Raw genomic sequence first — 20119 nt, forward strand, 5'->3', positions numbered from 1 at the left:
GGCCCCGCCGTGTGGCCCCGCCGTGTGGCCCCGCCGTGCCGCCCCGCCGTGCCGCCCCGCCGTGCCGCCCCGCCGTGCCGCCCCGCCGTGCCGCCCCGCCGTGCCGCCCGGCCATGCCGGCCCGGCGTGCGGCCCCGCCGTGCGGCCCGGCCGCGGGTCAGTGCGCGCCTGCCCCGGTGAGCGCGCGGACCGACAGGTCGTCGTAGCGTTCGGCGTCGGCCTTGTCGCGTCCGAGGAGCGTCCCGGCGACCGCGCACGCGAACCCGATCGGGATCGACACGAGCCCCGGGTTCTCCAGCGGGAACAGGTGGAAGTCGACGCCCGCCGGGAACAGCGACCGGCTCTCCCCCGTCACCGGATCGACCTTCCCGGAGACGACGGGCGAGAAGACCACCAGCACCAGCGAGCTGACGAGCCCGCCGTAGATCCCGGCGACGACCCCGGCGGAGTTGAACCGCCGCCAGAACAGCGCCAGCACGATCGCCGGGACGTTCGCCGCCGCGGCCATCGCGAACGCCAGCGCGACCAGGAACGCCACGTTCAGGTTGCGGGCGACCACCGCGAGGACGATCGCGAGCGCGCCGACGAGGAACGACGCGAACCGCGCCACCGCCACCTCCTGCGACTCGCGCGGGCGGCCGAGCATCAGCACCTGGCCGAAGTAGTCGTGCGCGAGCGACGTCGACGACGCCAGCACGAGCCCCGACACGACCGCGAGGATCGTCGCGAACGCCACCGCGCCGATGAACGCCAGCATGACGTCGCCGCCGAGGCGGCCGCCGACGTGCTCCCCGACGGCCTGCGCGAGCTGCGGCGCCGCCGTGTTGCCGGACGGGTCCTGTGCGACGATCGCCTGCCGTCCGACGAGGGCGGCGGCGCCGAAGCCGAGCGCGAGCGTCATCAGGTAGAAGACGCCGACGAGGCCGATCGCCCAGGACACCGAGGTCCGGGCGGCGCGCCCGTCCGGGACGGCGAAGAACCGGCTGACGATGTGCGGCAGCCCGGCGGTGCCGAGCACGAGCGCCAGCGCCAGGCTGATGAAGTCGAGCTTGTTGACGATCGTCCGGTAGGCGTCGCCGGGGACGTCCTGCCCGTAGCGCTGGCCGGGGCGCAGGAACGCCTCGCCCTTGCCGCTGGCGTCGGCGGCGGATCCGAGCAGCGCGCTGAGGTCGAACCCGAACCGGCCGAGGACGAGCGCGGTCAGCACGACCGCCCCCGCCATCAGCAGCGCCGACTTGATGATCTGCACCCAGGTCGTCGCCTTCATCCCGCCGAACGCCACATAGAAGATCATCAGCGCGCCCACCACGACGATCGTGACGGTCTTCGCGGTGCCGGCGTCCATGCCGAGGAACCGCTCGCCCCGGTGGATGCCGAGCAGCAGCGAGACCAGCGCCCCCGCGCCCACCATCTGGGCGAGCAGGTAGAACACCGACACCGTCACGGTGGACACGGCCGCGGCCCGCCGGACCGGCGCCTGCCGCCGCACCCGCCGCGCCAGGACGTCCCCCATCGTGAACCGGCCCGCGTTGCGCACCAGCTCGACCAGCGGCAGCGCGAGCAGCCACGCCACCAGGAAGCCGATGGAGTACAGGAGCCCGTCGTATCCGTTCAGCGCGATGATCCCGGCGATGCCGAGGAAGGACGCCGCCGACATGTAGTCGCCGGCGAGCGCGACCCCGTTCTGCGCGCCGGAGAACGTCCGGCCGCCCGCGTAGAAGTCGTCGGCGCCCCGCGTGTTCACCCGCGCCCAGATCGTGATGCCTAACGTGATCAGGATGAACGCGACGAAGAGCCCGAACGTCAGCGTCCCGCCCGTCACCGCAGCTCACCGGCCAGCGGGTCGAGCCGCCGCCGCGCGTAGACCGCGTAGCCGCACGCCAGCGCGAACGTCGAGGCGAACTGCAGCAGGCCGAGCAGCAGCGCGACGTTCACGTGCCCGACCACGGTCCGCGCCATGAACCCCCGGGCGAACGCGGACAGCCCGACATAGACGAAATACCACCCGAGGAAGACGGCCGCGAGCACCGCCGCCGCCCGCCGGAACCTCTTCCTGAGCAGCAGGAACCGCTCGTACCCCGCCACCGGCGCAAGTCCCCCCACCATCTGGCCTCCCCATGACCCGACGTGACGCTACGCATCCGTTCGAGTGCACTATGAGATCAGAGATTCATCCCTCGCGACCCCTTTTTGACGAGATGGTGGTCCGGGATCCACGCGCCGTGGAAACCCAGGGGAACGCGTCGCGGCAGGTGGACCTGGGCGGTGACCGACAGGTCGCGGGCGTCGAGGACCACCAGCCGGGACGGTCCTCCGCGCGCGTGCGCGACGATCGTCAGCAGCCAGCCCCCGTCCTCGTCCCCGTCCCCGTCTCCGTCCCCATCCCCATCCCCGTCCCCGTCCGCGGTGCGGGGGACGAAGACGGCCTCGCCGGGGATCCACGCCCCGCCGAGGCCCGCCGTGCGCACGGCTCCCCGGGCGAGGTCGTACTTCAGCAGGCCGCGCGCACGGCCCTGGGCGACCGCGTAGAGGAACCGGTAGGAGCCGCCGGTGCGGCGGTCGTCGAGGGTCGGGAACTCGATTCCGCGGTCGTCCAGCCATTCCCCGCGGACGCTCGCGGAGCGCGGGTCGATCGTCCAGCGGTAAAGGCCGCCGGAGCGCGGCGCGATTTCGCGTTCACCGGCCATTCTCGCCCATGTCGCTTTGAACGCGGCGCGCGTGTAGCGCACGGCATCGAGGATGATCCGCCCGGAACCGTCCTCGCGGGCATTGCCGACGTGGAAGACATAGCACGGCTCCACCGGCAGCCATTTCACCTCTCCGCCGCCGAGGGGCATGACTCCGATCCGGGCCTCATGGCGCATATCACATTAATGACAATTAAACAATGCCTCTGCGGCCAATGTTCGATTGCCGAATGCCTCCTTTCGGCCGCTGCGCCGCGCCGCCGGCCGGGGCGGTCAGCGGGGGGCGCGGCGGTGGCCGCGGCGGGCGCGGAGGCCGGCGACGATCGCGACGCCGAGCACCGCCAGGCCGATCTGGAGGACCAGCTCGATCCAGTCGATCCCCGAGGTCGTCCGCACGCCGACGATCTGCGCGATCCCCGTCCCGATGAGCGCCGCGGCCATGCCGATGAGGACGGTCATGATGACGCCGATCGGCTGGCGGCCGGGCAGCAGCAGCCGGCCCAGCGCCCCGATGATCGCCCCGATGATGAGCGCGCTGATGATTCCGGTGATGTTCATGCCCTCCCCGTGCCCGCTCAGGAGGGGCTCTCACCTGGACCGACGTCTCCCATGGAGTCGAGGTCGCGGAACGTCAGCGCCGGCCCGCCGAGCGCGCCCGGCGCGGCGGCGGAGGCGCGGAGGCCGTCGATGACGACGTCGAGGTGCCGGTGGGCCAGTTCCTCGCCGAGTTCCTTGGGCAGCGGGCCGGGCAGCGGGCGGGACAGCCGGACGAGCAGCATCCCGAGGTCCCCGTGGGTGACGTCCGGCCGGAGGTCGCCGTCCCGCTGCGCGGTGGCGACCAGGTCCTGCATGACGGCGATGCCGTCGGCCCGGACGGCGGCGATCTCCTCGTCCTCGAACGGGATCTCCTCCAGGAGGACGGGGAAGACCGCGCCGATGCGGATGTCCAGGACGCGGTGCATGTAGCGGGCGAGGGCCGCGAACGCCGTCGGCTCCTCGTCCCGCGCGCGCTTGACCTCCGCGGTGGTGCGCTCCAGGGCGTCCAGGGCGACGGCTCTCGTCAGGGCCTTCCTGTCGGGGAAGCGCCGGTAGAGCGTGGCGATGCCGGTGCCGGCCCGCTTGGAGATCTCCTCCAGCGGCGCCCCCGGCCCCTGCTCGACGAAGACCTCCGCGGCCGCGGCGATGATCCGGTTCCGGTTGTCGCGCGCGTCGGCGCGCAGCGGACGCTCCTTGGACTTCATGGTCCCGACCATAGCAAGCATGTGGAGGTTTCTCCTCCCCTTGCATTTTAGTCAGGATTATTAACTATCACGAATCTTGACTATTTGTACGACCGGGCGCGCGGCCGGCGTCCCGAAGATTCTCGGAGATAAGTGGAGACAAATCCTCCGCTCGGTGCTAGCGTGACGGGTAAGTGGAGAAAAATCCTCCGGAAGGAAGAGATCATGACCGCCTCGGCCGCCACCGCGACCCGCACCTCCGACCTGCTCACCGTCGACGCCGCCGGGCCGGCCGACGTCCGCGCCGCGATCATCGCCTCCCGCGACCGGGGGCTGCCGCTGACCGTCCAGGCCACCGGGCACGGCACAGTCGTCCCGCCGGACGAGGGGCTGCTGCTGAAGACGTCCCGCATGTCCGGCGTGCTCGTCGACCCGTCCCGCCGCGTCGCCCGCGCCGGCGCCGGCGCCCGCTGGAGCGACGTCATCGCCGCCGCCGCGCCGCTCGGGCTCGCCCCGCTGTCCGGCTCGCACGCGTCCGTCGGCGTCACCGGCTACACGCTCGGCGGCGGCGTCGGCTGGCTGGCCCGCCGGTACGGGTACGCCGCCGACAACCTGCTGAGCGCCCGGATCGTCACCGCCGACGGCCGGCACCTGACCGCCGACGCCGGCCGCAACCCCGACCTGTTCTGGGCGCTGCGCGGCGGCAGCGGCAACTTCGGCGTCGTGACGTCGCTGGAGTTCCGCCTGCACCCGGTCTCCACGGTGTACGGCGGGGTCGCGCTGTTCCCGATCGAGCGGGCCGCCGACGTCCTCACCCGGTTCCGGGACGAGGCGGACGCGCGTCCCGACGCGCTGTCCGTCTCGGTGGCGGTCACGGACCACGCCCGCCACGGCCGGGTCGTCGCCGTCCGCGGGGTCTACGCGGGCTCCGCCGAGGACGGCGCGCGGGCGCTGCGCTCACTGCGCGAATCCGGCGGGCCGCCCCTCCAGGACGACTTCCGGACGATGCCGTACGCCGAGACCGAGTCGCTCGGCGGCACGCCGCCCCACCACTTCCACCTCTGCGCCGACCTGCCCGACCCGCTGATCGCCGCGATCGCCGGCAGCGCCGCGTCCGGGATCGAGGTGAAGCACTGGGGCGGCGCGATGGCCCGCCCCGCGCCGGACGCCGGGCCCGTCGGGCACCGCGACGTCCCCTTCTCGCTCACCGTCGACGGCACCGCCGGCGACGACGCGGCCCTCGCGCCCTACGCGACGGGCGGCTCGTTCCTGAACTTCCTGCACGACACGTCGCGGACGGCCACCGCCTACACGCCGGACGACTTCCGGCGGCTGCGCGAGGTCAAGCGCGCCTACGACCCGCAGAACGTGTTCCACCGCAACCACAACATCCGGCCCGCCTGACGAAACCCGTCCGACCTGAAATGCGAGGAAACCGCCATGACTGCGCTCACCGCCGCTCCAGCCGCCCCGTCCCAGAAACTCGACCGCGGGCTCGTCACGCTCGGCGTCGTGGTCGTCCTCGGCGCGATCATGTCGATCGTCGACGCGACCGCCGTGAACGTCGCCACCCGCACGCTCGCCGCCGGCTTCGGCGCCTCCATCACCTCCGTCCAATGGGTGCTGACCGGCTACATGCTGGGTCTCGCCGCCGTCATCCCGGTCACCGGCTGGGCCACCGAGCGGTACGGGGCCCGCCGCGTCTGGATCACCGCGCTGCTGCTGTTCCTGGCCGGCTCCGCGCTCTCCGGCCTCGCCTGGTCGATGCCCGCGCTGATCGCGTTCCGGGTCGTGCAGGGCGTCGGCGGCGGGATGATCATCCCGGTCGCGCAGACGATCCTCGCGCAGGCCGCCGGCCCCGCCCGGATGGGACGCGTGATGGGCTTCATCGGCCTGCCCATGCTGCTCGGCTCCGTCGCCGGCCCCATCGTCGGCGGGCTGATCATCTCGTCCCTCGGCTGGCGCTGGATCTTCTTCGCGAACCTGCCGCTGGGCGCGATCGCCGTCGTCGCCGCGCTGCGCCTGCTGCCCCGCTCGGCGCCCCGCCCCGCCTCGCTGGACGTCCGGGGGCTGCTGCTGCTCTGCGGCGGCGTGACCCTGTTCGTCTACGGCACCACCGAGGCGGGACGTCCCGGAGGGCTGGACTCGCCGCGCACCTGGGCGTTCGTCGGCGCCGCCGCCCTGCTGATCGCGCTGTACGCGGTGCACGCCCGGGGGCGCTCCGCGCTGATCGACATCGCCCTGTTCCGGCACCGCGGCTTCGCCGCCGCCGCGGTCACCAACGTCGTCGTCGCCATCGCCCTGTTCGGCGTCCTCGTCCTGCTGCCGCTGTACTGGCAGGTCGTGCGCGGCCACGGCCCGCTCGCCACCGGGCTCCTGCTGTCCCCGCAGGCGCTCGGCGCCGCCGTCGCCATGCCGCTGGCGGGACGCGTCACCGACCGCGTCGGCGCCGGCGTCGTCGTCCCCACCGGGATCGTCCTCGGCCTGCTCGGCACGGCCGCCTACACCCAGCTCGGCGCGGACACCTCGGTGACCGTGCTGGCCGCGGCGCTGTTCGTCATCGGCCTCGGCCTGGGCGCGACGATCATGCCGTCGATGGCGGCCGCCTACCAGGCGCTGCCGCAGCACCTCATCCCCCGCGCGACCAGCGCCATCAACACCCTCCAGCGGATGGGCGCGTCCGTCGGGACCACCGCGCTGGCCGTGATCCTGCAACGCGAGATCACCGCGCAGACCCCCGGCCTCGCCGCGCTGGGCCCGCTCCCGGACGCGGTCCGCGAGTCCGTGGCGCCCAAGCTGGCGATCGCGTTCAGCAACTCCTTCTGGATCGCCCTGGGCATCGCCGTCCTGGCCCTGGCCCCGGCGCTCCTGCTGCCGCGCACGAGGGCGTGACCGTCCCGAGCCCGGGCCCGCAAGGGTCCAGGCTCACCTGCGCGTGACCCGCATGGGAACCGCACCGGCCGGGCGGTACGTGATCTCCGCCCGCCACGGAACGGTGACACCCGGCACGAGGTCCAGCCGGTGCGTGCGGCTGATGGCGGCCAGCACCAGCGTCGCCTCCAGCATCGCGAACCCGGCGCCGACGCAGATGCGCCTGCCGCCCCCGAACGGCAGGTACGAATACCGCGGACGCTGCTGCTCCCCCATGAACCGTTCCGGCTGGAACCCCTCGGGATTGGGCCAGACGTCCGCGTTCCGGTGGATCAGGTAGGGCGGGACGGCGATGGTCGACCCGGCCGGAACCGGCACCCCCGCGACGTCGTCGTCGCCGACGGCGTCGCGCTCGATCGTCCAGGCCGGCGGGTACAGCCGCATCGCCTCCGAGAGGACGGCCTTCGTCCAGGGCAGATGATCGACGTCCTCGGCCTTGGGCTCGCGGCCGCCGAGAACCTCGTCGACCTCCTCCTCCAGCCGGTCCCTGGCCGCCGGGTACCTGGACAGCAGCATCAGCGTCCACGCCAGCGACGCCGCGGTGGTCTCGTGCCCGGCCAGCAGCAGCGTCAGGACCTCGTCCCGCAGCTCTTCGGGATCGAGTTCGCCGCGCTCCTTCAGCAGCTCCGTCATCTCCCCGCCGGCCGACCCCTCGACGACCCTGCGCACCAGCCCGTCCAGATGCGTCAACGCACCCCCGAGCCCCGGCACCCGCCGGTAAACCCCCCGCTTCGCCGTCGCGCCCGGCAGGAACGTCCCGATCACCGCGCCCCGCTGCAGCGCCTCCAGCGCCTGCCCCGTCTTGCGCGCCTCGCCGGCCAGTTCGCTCCCGAAGAGCGCCCGCCCGACGATGTCCAGCGTGAGCTTCCGCAGCTCCCCCGCCGCGTCGAGCGTCACCCCGTCCGGCCACCGCTCGACGCAGCCGACGGCCGCCTCCGCCATCTGCGACGCGAACCCGACGACGTGCCGCTGCGAGAACACCGGCTGCACCAGCCGCCGATGCCGCCGCCACGTGTCCCCTTCACTGGTCAGCAGCCCGTCCCCGAGCACCGCCCGCAGCGGCCGGTACGTGAACGCCTTCACATAGTTGTCCTGGTTGGCCACCAGCACCCGCTCGGCGTGCTCGGGCCGCGACAGCAGGTAGAACGCCCGCCGCCACCCGAAAGGCACCCGCACCGCGTCCCCGTACCGCCGCGCGAGCCCGCCGTACGTCTCCAGCGGATTGCGCGCCATCCGCCCCCACCACCGGAAAGCCTCAGCGTTCCCCGGCCCGGCAACACCCAACGCACCCATACCCCCACCGTAAAACCTGCGGCACGGCCCCGCCGCCCCCGTCTCGAAGCGGCGTGCGGGCAGACGCGTCAGGGGCGGAGGCGGTATCGGGCGCTCGAAGCGCCCCGCGCGAGATGAACCACCAGGGCCGCGTGACCCTCGACACCGACCTCGTCTGCACCCACCGCGCCACCCGAAACGCGACGACCTGGTCCTGGTCGAATCGAAGTCCCCCACCGCCGACGCCCCCGTGGACCGCCTCCTGCGCCGCTACTCCCCCAGGTGAGCCCCCTGTCCCCGACACCCTGAGCGCAACTCCCACCGAGTCGACTACGATGCGGGACGAGCCCGCCGGCGTAGCTCAATTGGCAGAGCATCTGTCTTGTAAACAGAAGGTTAGGGGTTCAAGTCCCCTCGCCGGCTCCCACGTCAAAGGCCCCCTCCGACACCGGAGAGGGCCTCCTTGCTAACAGGTACAGCAGCGAAGTACAGCTACGCAGACGCCCCCGCTGTCGTCTCCAGACCCCAGATGCTCGCCGAGCCGCATGAGCGCGAGCTTGTAACTCGAAGTGTGTAAAGATGATCTTGGAGCGGCGCCCACTGGACGAGCGCACCGCAGACCGCGAGTGAGGTCGCCGCCTCCACGTTCGGGCCCATCGCCAGGAGCGCGACCGCCGCCGCTGCCAGCAGGATGATCGCGGCGCCCCAGGCAAGGCGATGCCGCCGGGCCACGCCCCGCCCGACGAAGACCAGAGTCAGGCCGAGCAGCATCGTCGCCCCGCTCGCCAGGTGGGTGGCACCCGAGCCCAGCACCGTCTCGACGATCTCCAGCCGCGCCCGCGTGGGCTCGACGATCGCGGTCACCGCCCCGGCAGGCCCGATCGCGGCCACCAGCGCCCCGGGCCTGCGGCCTGGGCGACAGGCGACGGCGAACCATTCCGAGCCTCCCTTTCCGCCATCGCACGAGTGAAAGCCCCATCGATCACCATTCCCACAGAATTGCGGGCAGACCATCGGGGATCACATGGAAAAGAGCAGGTCACGGCTGGGATCTGACAGTTCACGGGCTGATCGGAGGGGTATGTGGCGGCAGGAGCAAGAGATATCAGCCCACCGATTCGCGTTTCGAGGGAAGGAATTGCGAATGTCTGAGTCGCAGGTAGCCGACCTGGTCCGCACGGCCACACGGACACGGCGGCGCCGACCGCGAATGATCACAGGGGTGCCGGCCGTCATGTCGGCGGTCATGCTGGCGGTCGCCGGGTGCGGCGGCGGAGGAGAGGGGAGCAAGTCGTCTCCTACCCAGGCGGCGCCGACGGCCTCGCCTCCGTCCGAGTCTCCTTCCGGTGCCACTACCGGTGAAACGATCAAGACGGCGACTGTGGGAAACCTGGGGCAGATCCTGGTCGACGGTCAAGGCCGGACGGTCTACCTGTTCGAGAAGGACAAGGGCGGCACGTCGGCCTGCACCGGGGCGTGCGCGGCGGTGTGGCCGCCGGTCACCACCCCGGCGAAGCCCAACGCCGGGACGGGGGCGGACGCGGCGAAGCTGGGCACCACCAAGCGTCCGGACGGCTCCACGCAGATCACCTACAGCGGGCATCCGGTCTACTTCTACGCGCCCGACGGCACCACCCCCGGAAGCACCAAGGGGCAGGCTCTCGACCAGTTCGGCGCCGCGTGGTACGTGCTGTCGGCGTCCGGCAACAGGATCCAGTCGACGGGCGGCGGCTACTGACATGCCCCGTCGGTGCATGGGCCGGCTCCGAGGTTCGCCTGTCGCCATCCTGGTGACGGTGGCCGCCGGCTGCGCGATGGCGACGAACTCGCTGCACCCCGGCCAGGCGGAGATCCGCACAGAGCAGGTGCGATCGCTCGGGCAGATCCTGGTGGACGGCAGGGGCCGCACCCTTTACCTGTTCGTCGCCGACCTGCCGAACCAGTCGAACTGCAACGGGGCGTGCGCCGCCATCTGGCCACCGGCGACCACCCAGGGCCCACCCACGGCGGGCGGCGCCGCCCAGCGGTCCCAGATCACCACGATCGCCCGCTCCCAGGGGCCTCGCCAGCTCGTCTACGCGGGCCACCCGCTGTACTACTACCAAGCCGATACCGGACGCGGTGACACCCTAGGTCAGGCGCTCACCCAGTTCGGCGCCGAATGGTACGCCGTCTCACCCCAGGGCCAGCAGGTCGAGAGCGGAGTGAGCGGCGGCTCCCTCGTCCCAGGCGGGTGATCGCATTGCGTCATGTGCTGCGCTACTTGGGCGTGCTGCTGCTGTTCGGCATCGGCGCCGTCCATCTGCACGAGTACTTCGCCAACCATTACCGGGTCATCCCGACCATCGGGGCCCTGTTCGCGCTCAACTTCGTCGCGGCGGTGGTGCTGGGACTCGTCCTGGCGGGCCCGCTGCAGTCGTTGACCGGTGTCCGGTCGCTACCCGTGTTCGGCCGCGCGCCGCACGCGCTCGTGGCGCTCGGGGCGGCGGTGTTCGCGCTGGGCACGATCATCGGCCTGCTGATCAGCGAGCAGGCCAGCCTGTTCGGGTTCCACGAGTACGGCTACCGGTCCGGCATCGTGCTCGCGCTCGCCCTCGAAGGCGCCGCCGTCGCGGTGCTGTTCAGCTTCGCGGCCCTCGACATGCGCCATGCACGGAGCTGTCCGCCGGCTGACGCGGGATGAGCCTTGCGAAGCGGGTTCCGTACCTTCGACGACGGACGGCCGGACGCAAGCGCAGCCCCCTTCCCTACGACACTCCCATCTGACCGTCACTGAGCTCCATGGGGAAGGGACGCCCGGCTACCGGGCGCGCGCCTTGTCGTCTTCACCGTCGCGCCTCTGAGGGGCAGGACTATCCGTGGGCTACCTCGATGACGCCGAGGACGAGGACGAGGACGCCTATCACGGTGAAAACAGCGGCGCCAAGGCGCTGATACAACACAGACTGTCGGTGGGTTTTGTGCAGTGCCCTGTTCCAGCGGTGCCCGGCGCACCAGTCTGCGAAGCCGCGGTAGTTGATGACGATCGGGACGGATATAGCCAGCGCGGTGAGCCCCCAGAAGATCAGAGTCCAACCGCTTCCCGACTGTTCGGATGGGGGCGCTGCCGTTTCCAGGAACATGAATCACTCCCTACGATGCGTTCCTCATTATTCGCCAGATTTGAAAACGTCAGCGGGTACGGAAGGCCATGTTCATGGTGGCGAGTTTGTCGGCGGGAGTGAAGCAGGGGCTCCATGGACCGGTTTTCGTGGTTGCGGGTCGGCGTTCGACGAACATTTCCTTGGCCGTTTTGAGACCAAAGATAGCGCTAGGTCAGCCCTGCTCAGGTCACCGCGTACGAGTGTTGGTGGGACGCTTCTTTCTTCGTTCGTTGAACGCGCGCACTTTTTTGCGCGGTTGCCGCACACGCGCATCGAGCACCAGCGCCGGGACGCGTTCTTGGAGGAGTCCCAGAAGACCCAGGCGCAGTCGTGCGCCGGGCAGCGTCGCACCCGCGCCCAGCCGCCGCGGACGGACGCGGTGAAGTATGCGGCGGCGATCCGTCCCAGGGCGTCGGAGAACGATCCGCTGTCGTCCGCGAGCAGGTCGGGGCCTGCCGCATCCGTGCCGGTAGGCAGGCGCATCCTGAACGTCAGCGCTGTGGGGACGGTCTGGGCGGCCTGCACGTCCTCGGCGTCGACCGGCTCTCCGTTGTTGGCGAGCGCCAGGCTGCGGAGTCCGCGCCTCAGGTCGATCGCCGCGCGGACGTCCGCCGTAGTCACGGACGGTCTAGCGGCGCACAGCCCGTGCTCGACGAGCCAGTTCGCCAAGGCTTCTGGGCCGTCGCGCAGTACATCGGTGCCGTCCTCCACGTCGATCGTGTTGAGGAAGTCGACGACCGGACGCACCGCCGCAGGAAGTTCTCGCATGCCCGCTCCTGGCGCTCTCTTACCTTCCCAGCAAACCCGACCGGCGGTTGATATGCACATCATTAATCTTCTAACTTCTTTGCCGGTTAGGAGTGGGGAGGCAGGATGGTGCCGTGGCCTTCCGAGCTCGAAGGGGAACTCCACGAGCACGTCGTCGCGAGCGAGGCGCTGCGCGGCAACCCCCTGTGCGGATGGCACCCGGCCACGCCGAGGCCCTCAGGTCGATGCGGGCCATCTGGATCGATGCCGGACGCCAGGATCAACACCACCTCGACTGTTCGACGCGACTCGTTCCGCCATCGAGTACCGCTACCCGATGGCGATCGAATGGCTGACCCGGCACCTCATGACGGAGCACCCGAAATGATCTCCATACTGGCAGCCCCCTCCAACCTCGGGCTGCGGCCGCCGCGCAAGACCAGCGTCCCGGGCTGCGCCAAGGCGCCCGAGGCCCTGCGCGAAGCCGGGCTCCACGCTCGGCTGCTCTCCGGCGGCGCCGAGGACGCCGGCGTCGTCATCCCGGGACGGTACGTCGACGACTGGGTCGTGGGCCAAGGCAGGGTGCGCAACCAGGACGCCCTCATCGACCACGCGACCCGGCTCGCCGACCGCGTCGGCGGGATCGTCGACCGGGGACGGGCACCGCTCATCCTCGGCGGCGACTGCAGCGTGCTGGTCGGCGTCGGAGTCGCGCTCGCCCGCAGAGGGAGGTACGGTCTCGTCCACATCGACGGCCACACCGACTTCCGCCACCCGGGAAACTCGGACAGGTGCGCGAGCCTCGCGGGCGAGGACCTCGCCGCCGCCGTCGGCCTGCACTGGGAGGCGATATCCGACATCGAGGGCCTGGCCCCCTATTTCGCCCCCGAGCACACCGTCCACGCCGGGTGCCGCGATGACGACGCCGCGCTCGACGAACTCCGCGGGACACTGCCCGCGGTGATATCGGCCCGCCAATGGATCGACGATCCGGCAGGCGCGCTGAACGCGATCCGGCAGACCGTCACGGCCCGCGACCTCGACGGCTACTGGCTGCACCTCGACGTCGACGTCCTCGACCCCGAATTCATGCCCGCCGTCGACAGCCCCGATCCCGGCGGGCTGAACCCGCAACACCTGGTGACGCTGCTCGGCGAGCTGGCCACCGACGCCGTCGGAGCGGACGTCTGCATCTACGACCCCGACCTCGACCCGGACGGCCAATACGGGCGACTCGTCACCACCATTATCACCGATGGCCTCACCGGTCTCGGGGGCGAATAGCGCGGCCTCCGCGCTGAACGTTGAGGTGATTCCATTCTCCTCGGCCCTGGGATTCGAGGGTGAGGATCGCTTGGACCACAGCGGTCATGCGGGTGGGTGTCAAGCCCCTCAAAGCGTGGAGACGGCGTATGCCACTTCAGCCCTGAGCTGGGCCGGTGATGCCGTCCGTGCTTCTGCCATATGGCACTCGAAGGTGATCGGGGCGAGCCCGTCGTTGGCGCTGTGCCTGCGGTGGATGTTGTAGAAGTTGGCGATCCAGGTCGCGGCCTTGATGCGCGCCTCGGCTCGGGTGGTGAAGTGCTGCCGGTGGACGAACTCGACCTTCAGGGTGGAGTTGCGCCTCGGCGAGAACAGGTCCGCCACCTTCGCCAGATACAGCCGCCCCTCATCGGTGTCGATCTGGGTGACGTCCCCGCGTTATCGATGCACGGCCAGGTTGGGTCACGTTTGTGCGTAGGGGTCTGTTCGAGGTGATCGCCTGCAAGTCTGGCATCTATGAGTCAGCCCGGGGATACGGGGTGTAGGTGTGGGTGGTAACCGGGTTGTAGGGGCGGCCTTCCTGGCGGGTGCGTTGGCGTTGCTGGTCGCGGCGCCGGGAGTGCTGGCGGTGGCCAGGGTAAAGGACTGGCGATGGTTGACGGCCGCCGCAGTGGTGGTCCCGGTGGCGACGTTGTTCGCAGGGATCTGGAAGGCACGGTTTGAGCGGACGTTGCAGAACCGCGAGACCCTCGCTCAGGACCTGACGCAGGGATGTTTGCCATAGCTGAAAAGCAGGCGGTCGGTGGGCAGCCGATCCCTAGCGCGCTTGGTGGGGTCGGCGCTGGGCACACGCGGTCACCATGTCTAGTGTGTTGGTTTCATGAGGTATGTGCGGCGGCATTCGCAGCAGAGGGGCCGGTCAGAGCCACCGCCTCGAATTGGTCGGTTTCAGGGGCATGCGCCAGGAGCACGGGATGTGATCGACGGAGGCGGTGTTCTCGTCGCCGGCCTCTTCTCGGCGAAGCAGAAGGACTTCGCCGAAATCATGAGTGTTCTGGTCAGCGAGGTTGAGCGGCTCGGTGGTCGTGTCGTGGGGCGGTTCGTACAGGTCGAGGGGTCTCGGGCAACAAGAAAGGTCATGCGCCCGGCGGCAAGGCGAACATGGATCGGCCTTACTCGTCGCGGACGCTGATGAGCACGGGGAAGGTGCGGGAGATAGTGGCCGCGCGGGTCCAGACAGAGGCCAAGGCGGTGGTGTTCGCCAACGAGCTGACCGCCAGACAGCGGACTGTCCTGGCGGAGCTGCTCGGCTGCCCGGTGTTCAGCTCTGGGGACCTTCGAGCGCCGGAGGCAGCGGACTCCGGCCGAGGCTGATCTGGTGAGAGCAGCCGAGGACCAGGCGCCATCCGAGCGGATGCTGCTAACGGCGGTGCTCACAACAGGGTCGATGGGCTTGGCTGGGTGTGAACGCGCGGGAGGTTGCGGCGCTGGTCAGGAGGTATGTGGGGACACTCCTGGACAGTGTTGATCTTGTTTGCAAACAGATGTTCTACGCTGGTCGGATTGGACCCTATTGATCTACGTTTTGGGCAATGCTTGGGTCCATGCCTCTCCAGCACCTCCCAGCCAGCATTGCAAAGCTCGATTGGGGTGACGTCCCCGCGTGGGTCAGCGCTCTTGTATCCGTCCTAACACTCGTCGGCCTCGTCCTCACAGTGATCTACGCACGTCACATATACAGGATCGAATCCGAACGCGACAAACACGCGGCGGAGGAACGCAGTGCGCGTGATGAAGCAGAGCGCCGCATTCAGGCGGAAAAGATCGCAGCGTGGTTCGCGCCAGCACCTAGTACCGCCCTCGAAGAGAACATGTTCGGCGCTTTTGTGCGAAATGCGTCTGATCTTCCTGTATTCGATATCTACCCAGTATTCCAGCCGGCGAGTGATGGTGAGCCGACTGCTGGAGGCGATTGGTTCTTTGAAAACATCGCCGTGCTCCCACCCCACGAAACCAAATTCATGCCGCTAGAACTGGCGGAAGACGAATATGAAGAAGTCCCACACCACCTCCGAAATGGAATGTTCTTGGTAGAGATCACCTTCCGCGATGCTGCAGGAGTACGGTGGACACGCTCCGCCGACGGATTACTCGTACAAACAAACTGACTTTCGCCATGGATGTCACGAGTGTCAGCCGGTCCAGGTGACGTCAAAGACGCGGATGATCTCGGCTGTATCGTCGACGTAGAAGGAGGCCAGGCCGTAGGTGCCGAGGATGACTTGGCGGTATTCAGGCTCGTCGTTGTAGAGAGCCATCGCGTCCCAGGGACGTTCGGCAACGTCGGCGAGGGATGTCACTAGGGCGTCGAAGGCCTCTGGAGGGAGGCCGCCGATCTGGGCGAGTGCGGTTGCGTGCAGCTCGACGCGGTAATTCGACGAGCGCCGTCCGCACTTTCAGGCCACCCGGGGATTGTTTCTGCGGCGTCAGTGAAGACGGCCGGGTCGCCTGTGCGTGCCTGCTGTGCCCGCTCGGCGAAGTCGGGGCGGGCGTACGCGGTGGCCCGCATGTGCCAGAGGCGGAGGACCTCTTGGAGTTGGCGGTAGCGCCAGAGTTCGTGCGCGGCGTCGAGGGCGCTGCGGTAGTCCCGGATGAACCGCTCTCGCTCCTCATGGGGCAGGCGACGGAGGATGCCTTCTGGATCGAGCGGGCCATGATCGTGATTGAGTGGTTCAGCCGTCATGACGCCCCTCCTCAGCACTGAGTGTCCTTGCCAGCCCTCATCATGAGTCTACGGGTGTGCCGTCCAGTAGAGGGCGCAAGCCGGGCGTTCGAAGCGGTGGCGCCACTGGTGGACGGTGGTCTGGGTTTGGGAGGGGGTTGGTTCGTGGTGGTCAGGCTGCGGCTAGGGAGACTAGGAGTACCGCTAGCAGGGTTGTCACGATGATGGCGGCGGTTGCTAGGGCCAGGCGGTAGGGGTGTTGTTCCACCTTGGTCAGGATGCCTGGGTAGGTCTCGGCGAACTTCTTTGGGTTGATCGGGCTGCTTGGGCCGCTGCACGGGACGTCCAGCGTGGTCACCAGGAGGTCTAGGTCCTCGCGGCGGTAGGCGTCGGCGGGGATTCTCAGGACCAGGCTGCGGCTCTCGTCCAGGACGAACAGGTTCCCGTTGGTCGCTCCGCGTGGAGCGGTGATCCTTGCGCGGATTACCTCGGCGATGTGCGCGCGTGGCTTGTGCTGGGCGGAGAACGGGCCTCGCAGGACGAGTTCGTGCTGCGTCAGGACGATCCGGGCGCGCAGGAGGCTTCCGAGTACGAAGAGGAAGAGCACGGCGAAGACGCCGCCGACGATCGGGGCGAACACCGTCGGGGCGTCGCCTATCAGGATTGCGGCGACGATGGCCGCTGCCGCCACGGCGATGGCTGCCAGGATGGCCGAACCTACGCGAAAGTCCGGCCGCAGTACGAGGTCGTCCTCGCGCACGTCCATGTCGTTCCTTTCAGGTGGTCACCTCGGTGAAGCGGACGGTGACCTTGTGCTGGGTCATCGCGGCGATGTCTATGTTCAGGTTTGCTTCCTGGGTCTCGGTGTCTTGGGTTGAGACGGTGATCGGGGTGCCGGCGGCGCTGTAGGCACAGGAGCGTGAGGGGCACAGCTGCCACCGACCGCTTGGTGATCACGGGTGGAGCCTATGTCGATTTGGGGGTGGCTCGTTCGTGTAGGGGGTGACAGGAGGGAGATTTCCGTGGGGAACGTCGTGCTTGTGGAGCATCTGTCGTTGGACGGGGTCATGCAGGCCCCCGCCGCTGCCGATGAGGACGTGCGGGGCGGCTTCCCTCGTGGGGGGTGGGCCCTCGCGGGGAACGACCAGGTCATGAGGGACGTGCTCGGGAAGGGGATGGGCGGGGAAGGGGGCCTGCTGCTCGGACGGCGGACGTACGAGCAGTTCTACGGGTACTGGCCGAAGCAGACGGACGGCAACCCGTACACCGACGCGCTGAACCGGACCACGAAGTATGTGGTGTCGCGGACGTTGCAGGAGCCGCTGCCCTGGATGAACTCCGTGCTCGTCGGTGATGTGGAGGACGTCGAGAAGATCGAGGGCGGGCTCACCGTGCTGGGGAGCGGGGTGCTGGCGCGGGAGCTCATGCGGCGGGGGCTCGTCGATGAGTGGCTGCTCATGGTCCATCCGGTGGTGCTGGGGACGGGACGGCGGCTGTTCGACGGGGTCGAGGCGGGCATGCGGCTGGTGGAGTCGGTGACGACGACGACCGGGGTAGTGATCGTGAGGTATGAGAAGGAGGAGGCATGAAGCTCTATGCGCTCAACATGATCCAGCCGGTGGGCGATCCTCCGCCGCCGGAGGTGCTGGACAAGGTCATGGCGGAGATCGGGGAGATCCGGCGGGATCTGGAGCTGGAGGAGTCGTGGGTGTTCGGGCGCGGGCTCCACGGGCCCGAGGCGAGCACCGTGGTGCGGCTGCGGGGTGACGAATGCGTCGCGACGGACGGGCCCTGGACGGAGGGCAAGGAGCACATCGGCGGCATCACGATCATCCAGGTGGAGGATCTGGACGCGGCGCTGAAGGTCGCGGCGCGGTTCACCAAGGCGACGGGGCTGCCGATCGAGGTGCGGCCGTTCGTGGGCGAGGTGTGATCGAGCGGGTCTTCCGGGAGGAGCACGGGCGGGCGGTGGCCGTCCTGGTCCGGGTCTTCGGCGACGTCGACGTGGCCGAGGAGGCGGTGCAGGACGCGTTCGTGGAGGCGGTCCGGCGGTGGCCGTCGGACGGGACGCCGCCGAGCCCGGCCGGGTGGATCATCACGACGGCGCGGAACAAGGCGATCGACCGGCTGCGCCGGGAGGCGCTGCGGGACGGGAAGCAGGCGGAGGCCGTGCTGATCGGCGGGGGTGAGCCGGTCGTGGACGGCGGGGTGGAGGACGACCGGCTGAGGCTCATGTTCACGTGCTGCCATCCGGCGCTGGGGCTTCAGGCGCGGGTGGCGCTGACGTTGCGGCTGCTGGGCGGGCTGAGCACGGTGGAGATCGCGCGGGCGTTCCTCGTGCCGGAGAAGACGATGGCGCAGCGGCTCGTCAGGGCGAAGGCGAAGATCCGGGACGCGCGGATCCCCTACCGGGTGCCGGAGAAGGCGGAGCTTCCGGAAAGGCTGTCCGGGGTGCTGGCCGTCATCTATCTCGTGTTCAACGAAGGGTATGCGGGGCGGGAGGAGCTGGGCGGCGAGGCGATCAGGCTGGGGCGCGTCCTGCGGGAGCTCATGCCGGACGAGCCCGAAGTGCTGGGGCTTCTCGCACTGATGCTCCTGGTGGAGTCGCGCAAGGCCGCCCGGATCAAAGGCGGCGAACTTGTTCTGCTGTCTCAGCAGGACCGCGGGTTGTGGGATCGCGGGCTCGTGGAGGAAGGGCAGGCGCTCGTCCGGCGGTGCCTGGCGATCGACCGGCCGGGGCCGTACCAGATCCAGGCCGCCATCAACGCGGTGCACAGCGATGCGGCGACGGCCGAGGATACGCGGTGGGATCAGATTCTGGAGTTGTACGACCAGTTGATGGCCGTCGCGCCCACTCCTGTCGCGGCGCTCAACCGGGCGGTGGCGGTGGCGGAGGTCGAGGGTCCGGAGGCAGGTCTTGCTCTCGTGGACGGTCTCGACCTCGGCCGGTACTACCTGTTCCATGCGATCCGCGCCGATCTGCTGCGCCGGCTGGGACGGGACGCGGAGGCCGCCGGCGCCTACGCCGAGGCCATCGAACTGACGGAGAACCCGGCTGAACTTGCTTTTCTCAAGAGGCGCCGGAGGGGTCTGCGCGTCTGAAGATGTTCAGAGCCGCCCGGCCGGCTGCGGGAGCGGCACGGGGGCCTCCAGGGCCGGCGCGGGCTTCCGGTTGAACGACTGGCCGGCGACCAGGGCCCCGAGCGCGATGGTGAATCCGACGAGCTGCCAGAACGTGAGCGTCTGCCCGAGGACCAGCAGGCCCGCCAGGGTCGCGACCATCGGGTTGGTCAGGCCGAGCAGCGAGACGGACGTCGGGGCGAGCCGGTCGATGCCGCGGAACCACAGCGCGTACGCGATCGCGGTGCCGACGATGCCGAGGTAGGCGAAGCCCAGCACGTTCTCGCCCGTGACGGACGGCGGGACGCCCTCGGTCAGCAGCGTCAGCGGCAGCAGGACGAGGCCGCCGACGGTGAGCTGCCACCCGGTCATGACCAGCGGCGATTCGGGACGTCCCCACTTCTTCGCGAGGACGATCGCGGCGGCCATGAGGGACGTCGCGGTGAGCATGGCGGCGATGCCGAGCGGGTCCAGGCGGGCGTCGGAGGTGAGCGTCAGCAGCGCGACGCCGCCGGTGCCGGCGAGCGCCGAGTACAGGACGGCGCGGGCCGGGCGGACGCGCAGGACGCCGAGCGACAGCAGCGCCACGACCAGCGGCTGCACGGAGCCGACGGTGGCGGCGACCCCGCCCGGCAGCCGGTAGGCGGCGAAGAAGAGCAGCGGGAAGAAGGCGCCGAAGTTCAGCATGCCGAGGACGGCGGACTTCCACCACCAGGAGCCGCGCGGGAGGCGCCGGGTGGCGGCGAGCAGCACCAGCCCGGCGGGCAGCGCGCGCAGGGTCGCGGCCAGCATCGGGCGGTCGGCGGGAAGGAGGGTGGTGGTGACGACGTAGGTGGTGCCCCAGCTTGCGGGTGCGAAGGCGGCCAGGGCGAGGTCGGACGCGTGGCGGGCGGGCTGCGTCCGCGGTGCCGCGATGGAGGTCATGAGGGAGATCACCTCAGCGTGGGCATGAGCACGGCAGGTACATCAATGCTAAGCCTATGAACGTTGAGATTATTCCCGTTGAGATAAAGT

General features: G+C 69.7%; 26 protein-coding genes and 1 tRNA gene. 13 read left to right on the plus strand and 14 right to left on the minus strand.

Features of this window, described 5'->3' with window-relative positions; genetic code table 11:
- Window positions 1-157: 157 nt before the first annotated feature.
- The 5 genes from ABTW95_RS33180 to ABTW95_RS33200 form a co-directional block, all read right to left on the minus strand.
- On the minus strand, window positions 158-1822 hold the full coding sequence (locus ABTW95_RS33180) for a monocarboxylic acid transporter (RefSeq protein WP_396450330.1): 1665 nt from the start codon (window positions 1820-1822) through the stop codon (window positions 158-160).
- Window positions 1819-2106 carry a DUF485 domain-containing protein gene (locus ABTW95_RS33185; RefSeq protein ID WP_500228361.1) on the minus strand — a complete coding sequence of 96 codons (288 nt, stop codon included), beginning with the start codon at window positions 2104-2106 and terminating at the stop codon, window positions 1819-1821. The genes ABTW95_RS33180 and ABTW95_RS33185 overlap by 4 nt, the downstream gene beginning before the upstream one ends.
- A 56-nt stretch (window positions 2107-2162) precedes the next feature.
- On the minus strand, window positions 2163-2864 hold the full coding sequence (locus ABTW95_RS33190) for a carotenoid oxygenase family protein (RefSeq protein WP_500228362.1): 702 nt from the start codon (window positions 2862-2864) through the stop codon (window positions 2163-2165).
- 96 nt (window positions 2865-2960) lie between these two features.
- Window positions 2961-3245: a GlsB/YeaQ/YmgE family stress response membrane protein gene (locus ABTW95_RS33195; RefSeq protein WP_396450333.1), complete on the minus strand. Its 285-nt coding sequence runs from the start codon at window positions 3243-3245 to the stop codon at window positions 2961-2963.
- A 17-nt stretch (window positions 3246-3262) separates the two neighbouring features.
- Window positions 3263-3928: a TetR/AcrR family transcriptional regulator gene (locus ABTW95_RS33200; protein ID WP_396450335.1), complete on the minus strand. Its 666-nt coding sequence runs from the start codon at window positions 3926-3928 to the stop codon at window positions 3263-3265.
- A 204-nt stretch (window positions 3929-4132) separates the two neighbouring features.
- Here ABTW95_RS33200 and ABTW95_RS33205 point away from each other — a divergent pair, with 204 nt between their 5' ends.
- Together ABTW95_RS33205 and ABTW95_RS33210 are read left to right on the plus strand one after the other, a co-directional pair.
- Window positions 4133-5311 carry an FAD-binding oxidoreductase gene (locus ABTW95_RS33205; protein ID WP_500228363.1) on the plus strand — a complete coding sequence of 393 codons (1179 nt, stop codon included), beginning with the start codon at window positions 4133-4135 and terminating at the stop codon, window positions 5309-5311.
- A 36-nt stretch (window positions 5312-5347) separates the two neighbouring features.
- Complete coding sequence (locus ABTW95_RS33210; protein ID WP_500228364.1) at window positions 5348-6799, plus strand: DHA2 family efflux MFS transporter permease subunit; 1452 nt, start codon at window positions 5348-5350, stop codon at window positions 6797-6799.
- 33 nt (window positions 6800-6832) lie between these two features.
- Here the strand turns inward: ABTW95_RS33210 and ABTW95_RS33215 are convergent, their stop codons facing one another.
- Window positions 6833-8071, minus strand: coding sequence for a cytochrome P450 (locus ABTW95_RS33215; RefSeq protein ID WP_396450340.1), 1239 nt, complete (start codon window positions 8069-8071; stop codon window positions 6833-6835).
- Window positions 8072-8460: 389 nt separating this feature from the next.
- Between ABTW95_RS33215 and ABTW95_RS33220 the strand changes: the two genes are divergently transcribed.
- Window positions 8461-8533 (plus strand) — tRNA-Thr (locus ABTW95_RS33220).
- Window positions 8534-8602: 69 nt separating this feature from the next.
- On the opposite strand, the gene ABTW95_RS33225 is transcribed toward ABTW95_RS33220, so the two are convergent.
- Window positions 8603-9001, minus strand: a complete 399-nt coding sequence (locus tag ABTW95_RS33225; protein ID WP_500228365.1) for a hypothetical protein — start codon at window positions 8999-9001, stop codon at window positions 8603-8605.
- A 490-nt stretch (window positions 9002-9491) separates the two neighbouring features.
- Here ABTW95_RS33225 and ABTW95_RS33230 point away from each other — a divergent pair, with 490 nt between their 5' ends.
- From ABTW95_RS33230 to ABTW95_RS33240, 3 genes are read left to right on the plus strand one after another with little or no spacing between them, the layout of a single operon-like run.
- Complete coding sequence (locus tag ABTW95_RS33230; protein WP_396450344.1) at window positions 9492-9848, plus strand: COG4315 family predicted lipoprotein; 357 nt, start codon at window positions 9492-9494, stop codon at window positions 9846-9848.
- Window positions 9849-9906: 58 nt separating this feature from the next.
- Window positions 9907-10347, plus strand: a complete 441-nt coding sequence (locus ABTW95_RS33235) for a COG4315 family predicted lipoprotein (RefSeq protein ID WP_500228366.1) — start codon at window positions 9907-9909, stop codon at window positions 10345-10347.
- A gap of 14 nt (window positions 10348-10361) precedes the next feature.
- Window positions 10362-10793: a hypothetical protein gene (locus ABTW95_RS33240; RefSeq protein WP_396450348.1), complete on the plus strand. Its 432-nt coding sequence runs from the start codon at window positions 10362-10364 to the stop codon at window positions 10791-10793.
- 169 nt (window positions 10794-10962) lie between these two features.
- On the opposite strand, the gene ABTW95_RS33245 is transcribed toward ABTW95_RS33240, so the two are convergent.
- Together ABTW95_RS33245 and ABTW95_RS33250 are read right to left on the minus strand one after the other, a co-directional pair.
- Window positions 10963-11232, minus strand: coding sequence for a hypothetical protein (locus ABTW95_RS33245; protein WP_396450350.1), 270 nt, complete (start codon window positions 11230-11232; stop codon window positions 10963-10965).
- Between the two features lie 72 nt (window positions 11233-11304).
- Window positions 11305-12021, minus strand: coding sequence for a CGNR zinc finger domain-containing protein (locus ABTW95_RS33250; RefSeq protein WP_500228367.1), 717 nt, complete (start codon window positions 12019-12021; stop codon window positions 11305-11307).
- A gap of 363 nt (window positions 12022-12384) precedes the next feature.
- Between ABTW95_RS33250 and ABTW95_RS33255 the strand changes: the two genes are divergently transcribed.
- Window positions 12385-13284, plus strand: coding sequence for an arginase family protein (locus tag ABTW95_RS33255; RefSeq protein WP_500228368.1), 900 nt, complete (start codon window positions 12385-12387; stop codon window positions 13282-13284).
- Between the two features lie 108 nt (window positions 13285-13392).
- Here ABTW95_RS33255 and ABTW95_RS33260 read toward each other — a convergent pair whose 3' ends face one another.
- The gene (locus tag ABTW95_RS33260; RefSeq protein WP_396454458.1) at window positions 13393-13647 is read right to left on the minus strand and encodes an IS3 family transposase; all 255 of its coding nucleotides are present in this window, start codon (window positions 13645-13647) and stop codon (window positions 13393-13395) included.
- A gap of 592 nt (window positions 13648-14239) precedes the next feature.
- Between ABTW95_RS33260 and ABTW95_RS33265 the strand changes: the two genes are divergently transcribed.
- From ABTW95_RS33265 to ABTW95_RS33275, 3 genes are all read left to right on the plus strand, one after another.
- On the plus strand, window positions 14240-14455 hold the full coding sequence (locus tag ABTW95_RS33265; protein WP_500228369.1) for a hypothetical protein: 216 nt from the start codon (window positions 14240-14242) through the stop codon (window positions 14453-14455).
- Window positions 14455-14637 (plus strand): HflX-like GTP-binding protein, encoded by a 183-nt coding sequence (locus ABTW95_RS33270; protein WP_500228370.1) that lies wholly within the window; start codon window positions 14455-14457, stop codon window positions 14635-14637. The genes ABTW95_RS33265 and ABTW95_RS33270 overlap by 1 nt, the downstream gene beginning before the upstream one ends.
- 230 nt (window positions 14638-14867) lie before the next feature.
- Window positions 14868-15431 (plus strand): hypothetical protein, encoded by a 564-nt coding sequence (locus ABTW95_RS33275; RefSeq protein ID WP_500228371.1) that lies wholly within the window; start codon window positions 14868-14870, stop codon window positions 15429-15431.
- A gap of 24 nt (window positions 15432-15455) precedes the next feature.
- Here ABTW95_RS33275 and ABTW95_RS33280 read toward each other — a convergent pair whose 3' ends face one another.
- The 3 genes from ABTW95_RS33280 to ABTW95_RS33290 all read right to left on the minus strand — a co-directional run bounded on the left by ABTW95_RS33280 (window position 15456) and on the right by ABTW95_RS33290 (window position 16751).
- Window positions 15456-15581, minus strand: a complete 126-nt coding sequence (locus ABTW95_RS33280; RefSeq protein ID WP_396454898.1) for a hypothetical protein — start codon at window positions 15579-15581, stop codon at window positions 15456-15458.
- Between the two features lie 41 nt (window positions 15582-15622).
- Window positions 15623-16006 (minus strand): DUF6247 family protein, encoded by a 384-nt coding sequence (locus tag ABTW95_RS33285; RefSeq protein ID WP_500228372.1) that lies wholly within the window; start codon window positions 16004-16006, stop codon window positions 15623-15625.
- Window positions 16007-16157: 151 nt separating this feature from the next.
- The gene (locus tag ABTW95_RS33290; protein WP_500228373.1) at window positions 16158-16751 is read right to left on the minus strand and encodes a hypothetical protein; all 594 of its coding nucleotides are present in this window, start codon (window positions 16749-16751) and stop codon (window positions 16158-16160) included.
- A 256-nt stretch (window positions 16752-17007) separates the two neighbouring features.
- Here ABTW95_RS33290 and ABTW95_RS33295 point away from each other — a divergent pair, with 256 nt between their 5' ends.
- From ABTW95_RS33295 to ABTW95_RS33305, 3 genes are read left to right on the plus strand one after another with little or no spacing between them, the layout of a single operon-like run.
- The gene (locus ABTW95_RS33295) at window positions 17008-17574 is read left to right on the plus strand and encodes a dihydrofolate reductase family protein (protein WP_396451835.1); all 567 of its coding nucleotides are present in this window, start codon (window positions 17008-17010) and stop codon (window positions 17572-17574) included.
- Window positions 17571-17918 (plus strand): YciI family protein, encoded by a 348-nt coding sequence (locus ABTW95_RS33300; protein ID WP_396451834.1) that lies wholly within the window; start codon window positions 17571-17573, stop codon window positions 17916-17918. The genes ABTW95_RS33295 and ABTW95_RS33300 overlap by 4 nt, the downstream gene beginning before the upstream one ends.
- Window positions 17915-19087 (plus strand): RNA polymerase sigma factor, encoded by a 1173-nt coding sequence (locus ABTW95_RS33305; protein ID WP_500228374.1) that lies wholly within the window; start codon window positions 17915-17917, stop codon window positions 19085-19087. Before ABTW95_RS33300 ends, ABTW95_RS33305 begins: the two co-directional genes overlap by 4 nt.
- 6 nt (window positions 19088-19093) lie before the next feature.
- On the opposite strand, the gene ABTW95_RS33310 is transcribed toward ABTW95_RS33305, so the two are convergent.
- The gene (locus ABTW95_RS33310; protein WP_396451829.1) at window positions 19094-20029 is read right to left on the minus strand and encodes an EamA family transporter; all 936 of its coding nucleotides are present in this window, start codon (window positions 20027-20029) and stop codon (window positions 19094-19096) included.
- Window positions 20030-20119: the final 90 nt, after the last annotated feature.

The organism is Spirillospora sp. NPDC127506 (assembly GCF_040302145.1).
Lineage (GTDB): Bacteria > Actinomycetota > Actinomycetes > Streptosporangiales > Streptosporangiaceae > Spirillospora.

What these genes read in the sequence shown, in the direction of transcription:
- ABTW95_RS33280 (WP_396454898.1), bottom strand. Translation starts at nt 15,581, where the DNA reads ATGGCTCTCTACAACGACGAGCCTGAATACCGCCAAGTCATCCTCGGC.
- ABTW95_RS33200 (WP_396450335.1), bottom strand. Translation starts at nt 3,928, where the DNA reads ATGAAGTCCAAGGAGCGTCCGCTGCGCGCCGACGCGCGCGACAACCGG.
- ABTW95_RS33190 (WP_500228362.1), bottom strand. Translation starts at nt 2,864, where the DNA reads ATGCGCCATGAGGCCCGGATCGGAGTCATGCCCCTCGGCGGCGGAGAG.
- ABTW95_RS33245 (WP_396450350.1), bottom strand. Translation starts at nt 11,232, where the DNA reads ATGTTCCTGGAAACGGCAGCGCCCCCATCCGAACAGTCGGGAAGCGGT.
- ABTW95_RS33255 (WP_500228368.1), top strand. Translation starts at nt 12,385, where the DNA reads ATGATCTCCATACTGGCAGCCCCCTCCAACCTCGGGCTGCGGCCGCCG.
- ABTW95_RS33205 (WP_500228363.1), top strand. Translation starts at nt 4,133, where the DNA reads ATGACCGCCTCGGCCGCCACCGCGACCCGCACCTCCGACCTGCTCACC.
- ABTW95_RS33310 (WP_396451829.1), bottom strand. Translation starts at nt 20,029, where the DNA reads ATGACCTCCATCGCGGCACCGCGGACGCAGCCCGCCCGCCACGCGTCC.
- ABTW95_RS33270 (WP_500228370.1), top strand. Translation starts at nt 14,455, where the DNA reads ATGAGCACGGGGAAGGTGCGGGAGATAGTGGCCGCGCGGGTCCAGACA.
- ABTW95_RS33185 (WP_500228361.1), bottom strand. Translation starts at nt 2,106, where the DNA reads ATGGTGGGGGGACTTGCGCCGGTGGCGGGGTACGAGCGGTTCCTGCTG.
- ABTW95_RS33300 (WP_396451834.1), top strand. Translation starts at nt 17,571, where the DNA reads ATGAAGCTCTATGCGCTCAACATGATCCAGCCGGTGGGCGATCCTCCG.
- ABTW95_RS33285 (WP_500228372.1), bottom strand. Translation starts at nt 16,006, where the DNA reads ATGACGGCTGAACCACTCAATCACGATCATGGCCCGCTCGATCCAGAA.
- ABTW95_RS33195 (WP_396450333.1), bottom strand. Translation starts at nt 3,245, where the DNA reads ATGAACATCACCGGAATCATCAGCGCGCTCATCATCGGGGCGATCATC.
- ABTW95_RS33275 (WP_500228371.1), top strand. Translation starts at nt 14,868, where the DNA reads ATGCCTCTCCAGCACCTCCCAGCCAGCATTGCAAAGCTCGATTGGGGT.
- ABTW95_RS33215 (WP_396450340.1), bottom strand. Translation starts at nt 8,071, where the DNA reads ATGGCGCGCAATCCGCTGGAGACGTACGGCGGGCTCGCGCGGCGGTAC.
- ABTW95_RS33290 (WP_500228373.1), bottom strand. Translation starts at nt 16,751, where the DNA reads ATGGACGTGCGCGAGGACGACCTCGTACTGCGGCCGGACTTTCGCGTA.
- ABTW95_RS33210 (WP_500228364.1), top strand. Translation starts at nt 5,348, where the DNA reads ATGACTGCGCTCACCGCCGCTCCAGCCGCCCCGTCCCAGAAACTCGAC.
- ABTW95_RS33250 (WP_500228367.1), bottom strand. Translation starts at nt 12,021, where the DNA reads ATGCGAGAACTTCCTGCGGCGGTGCGTCCGGTCGTCGACTTCCTCAAC.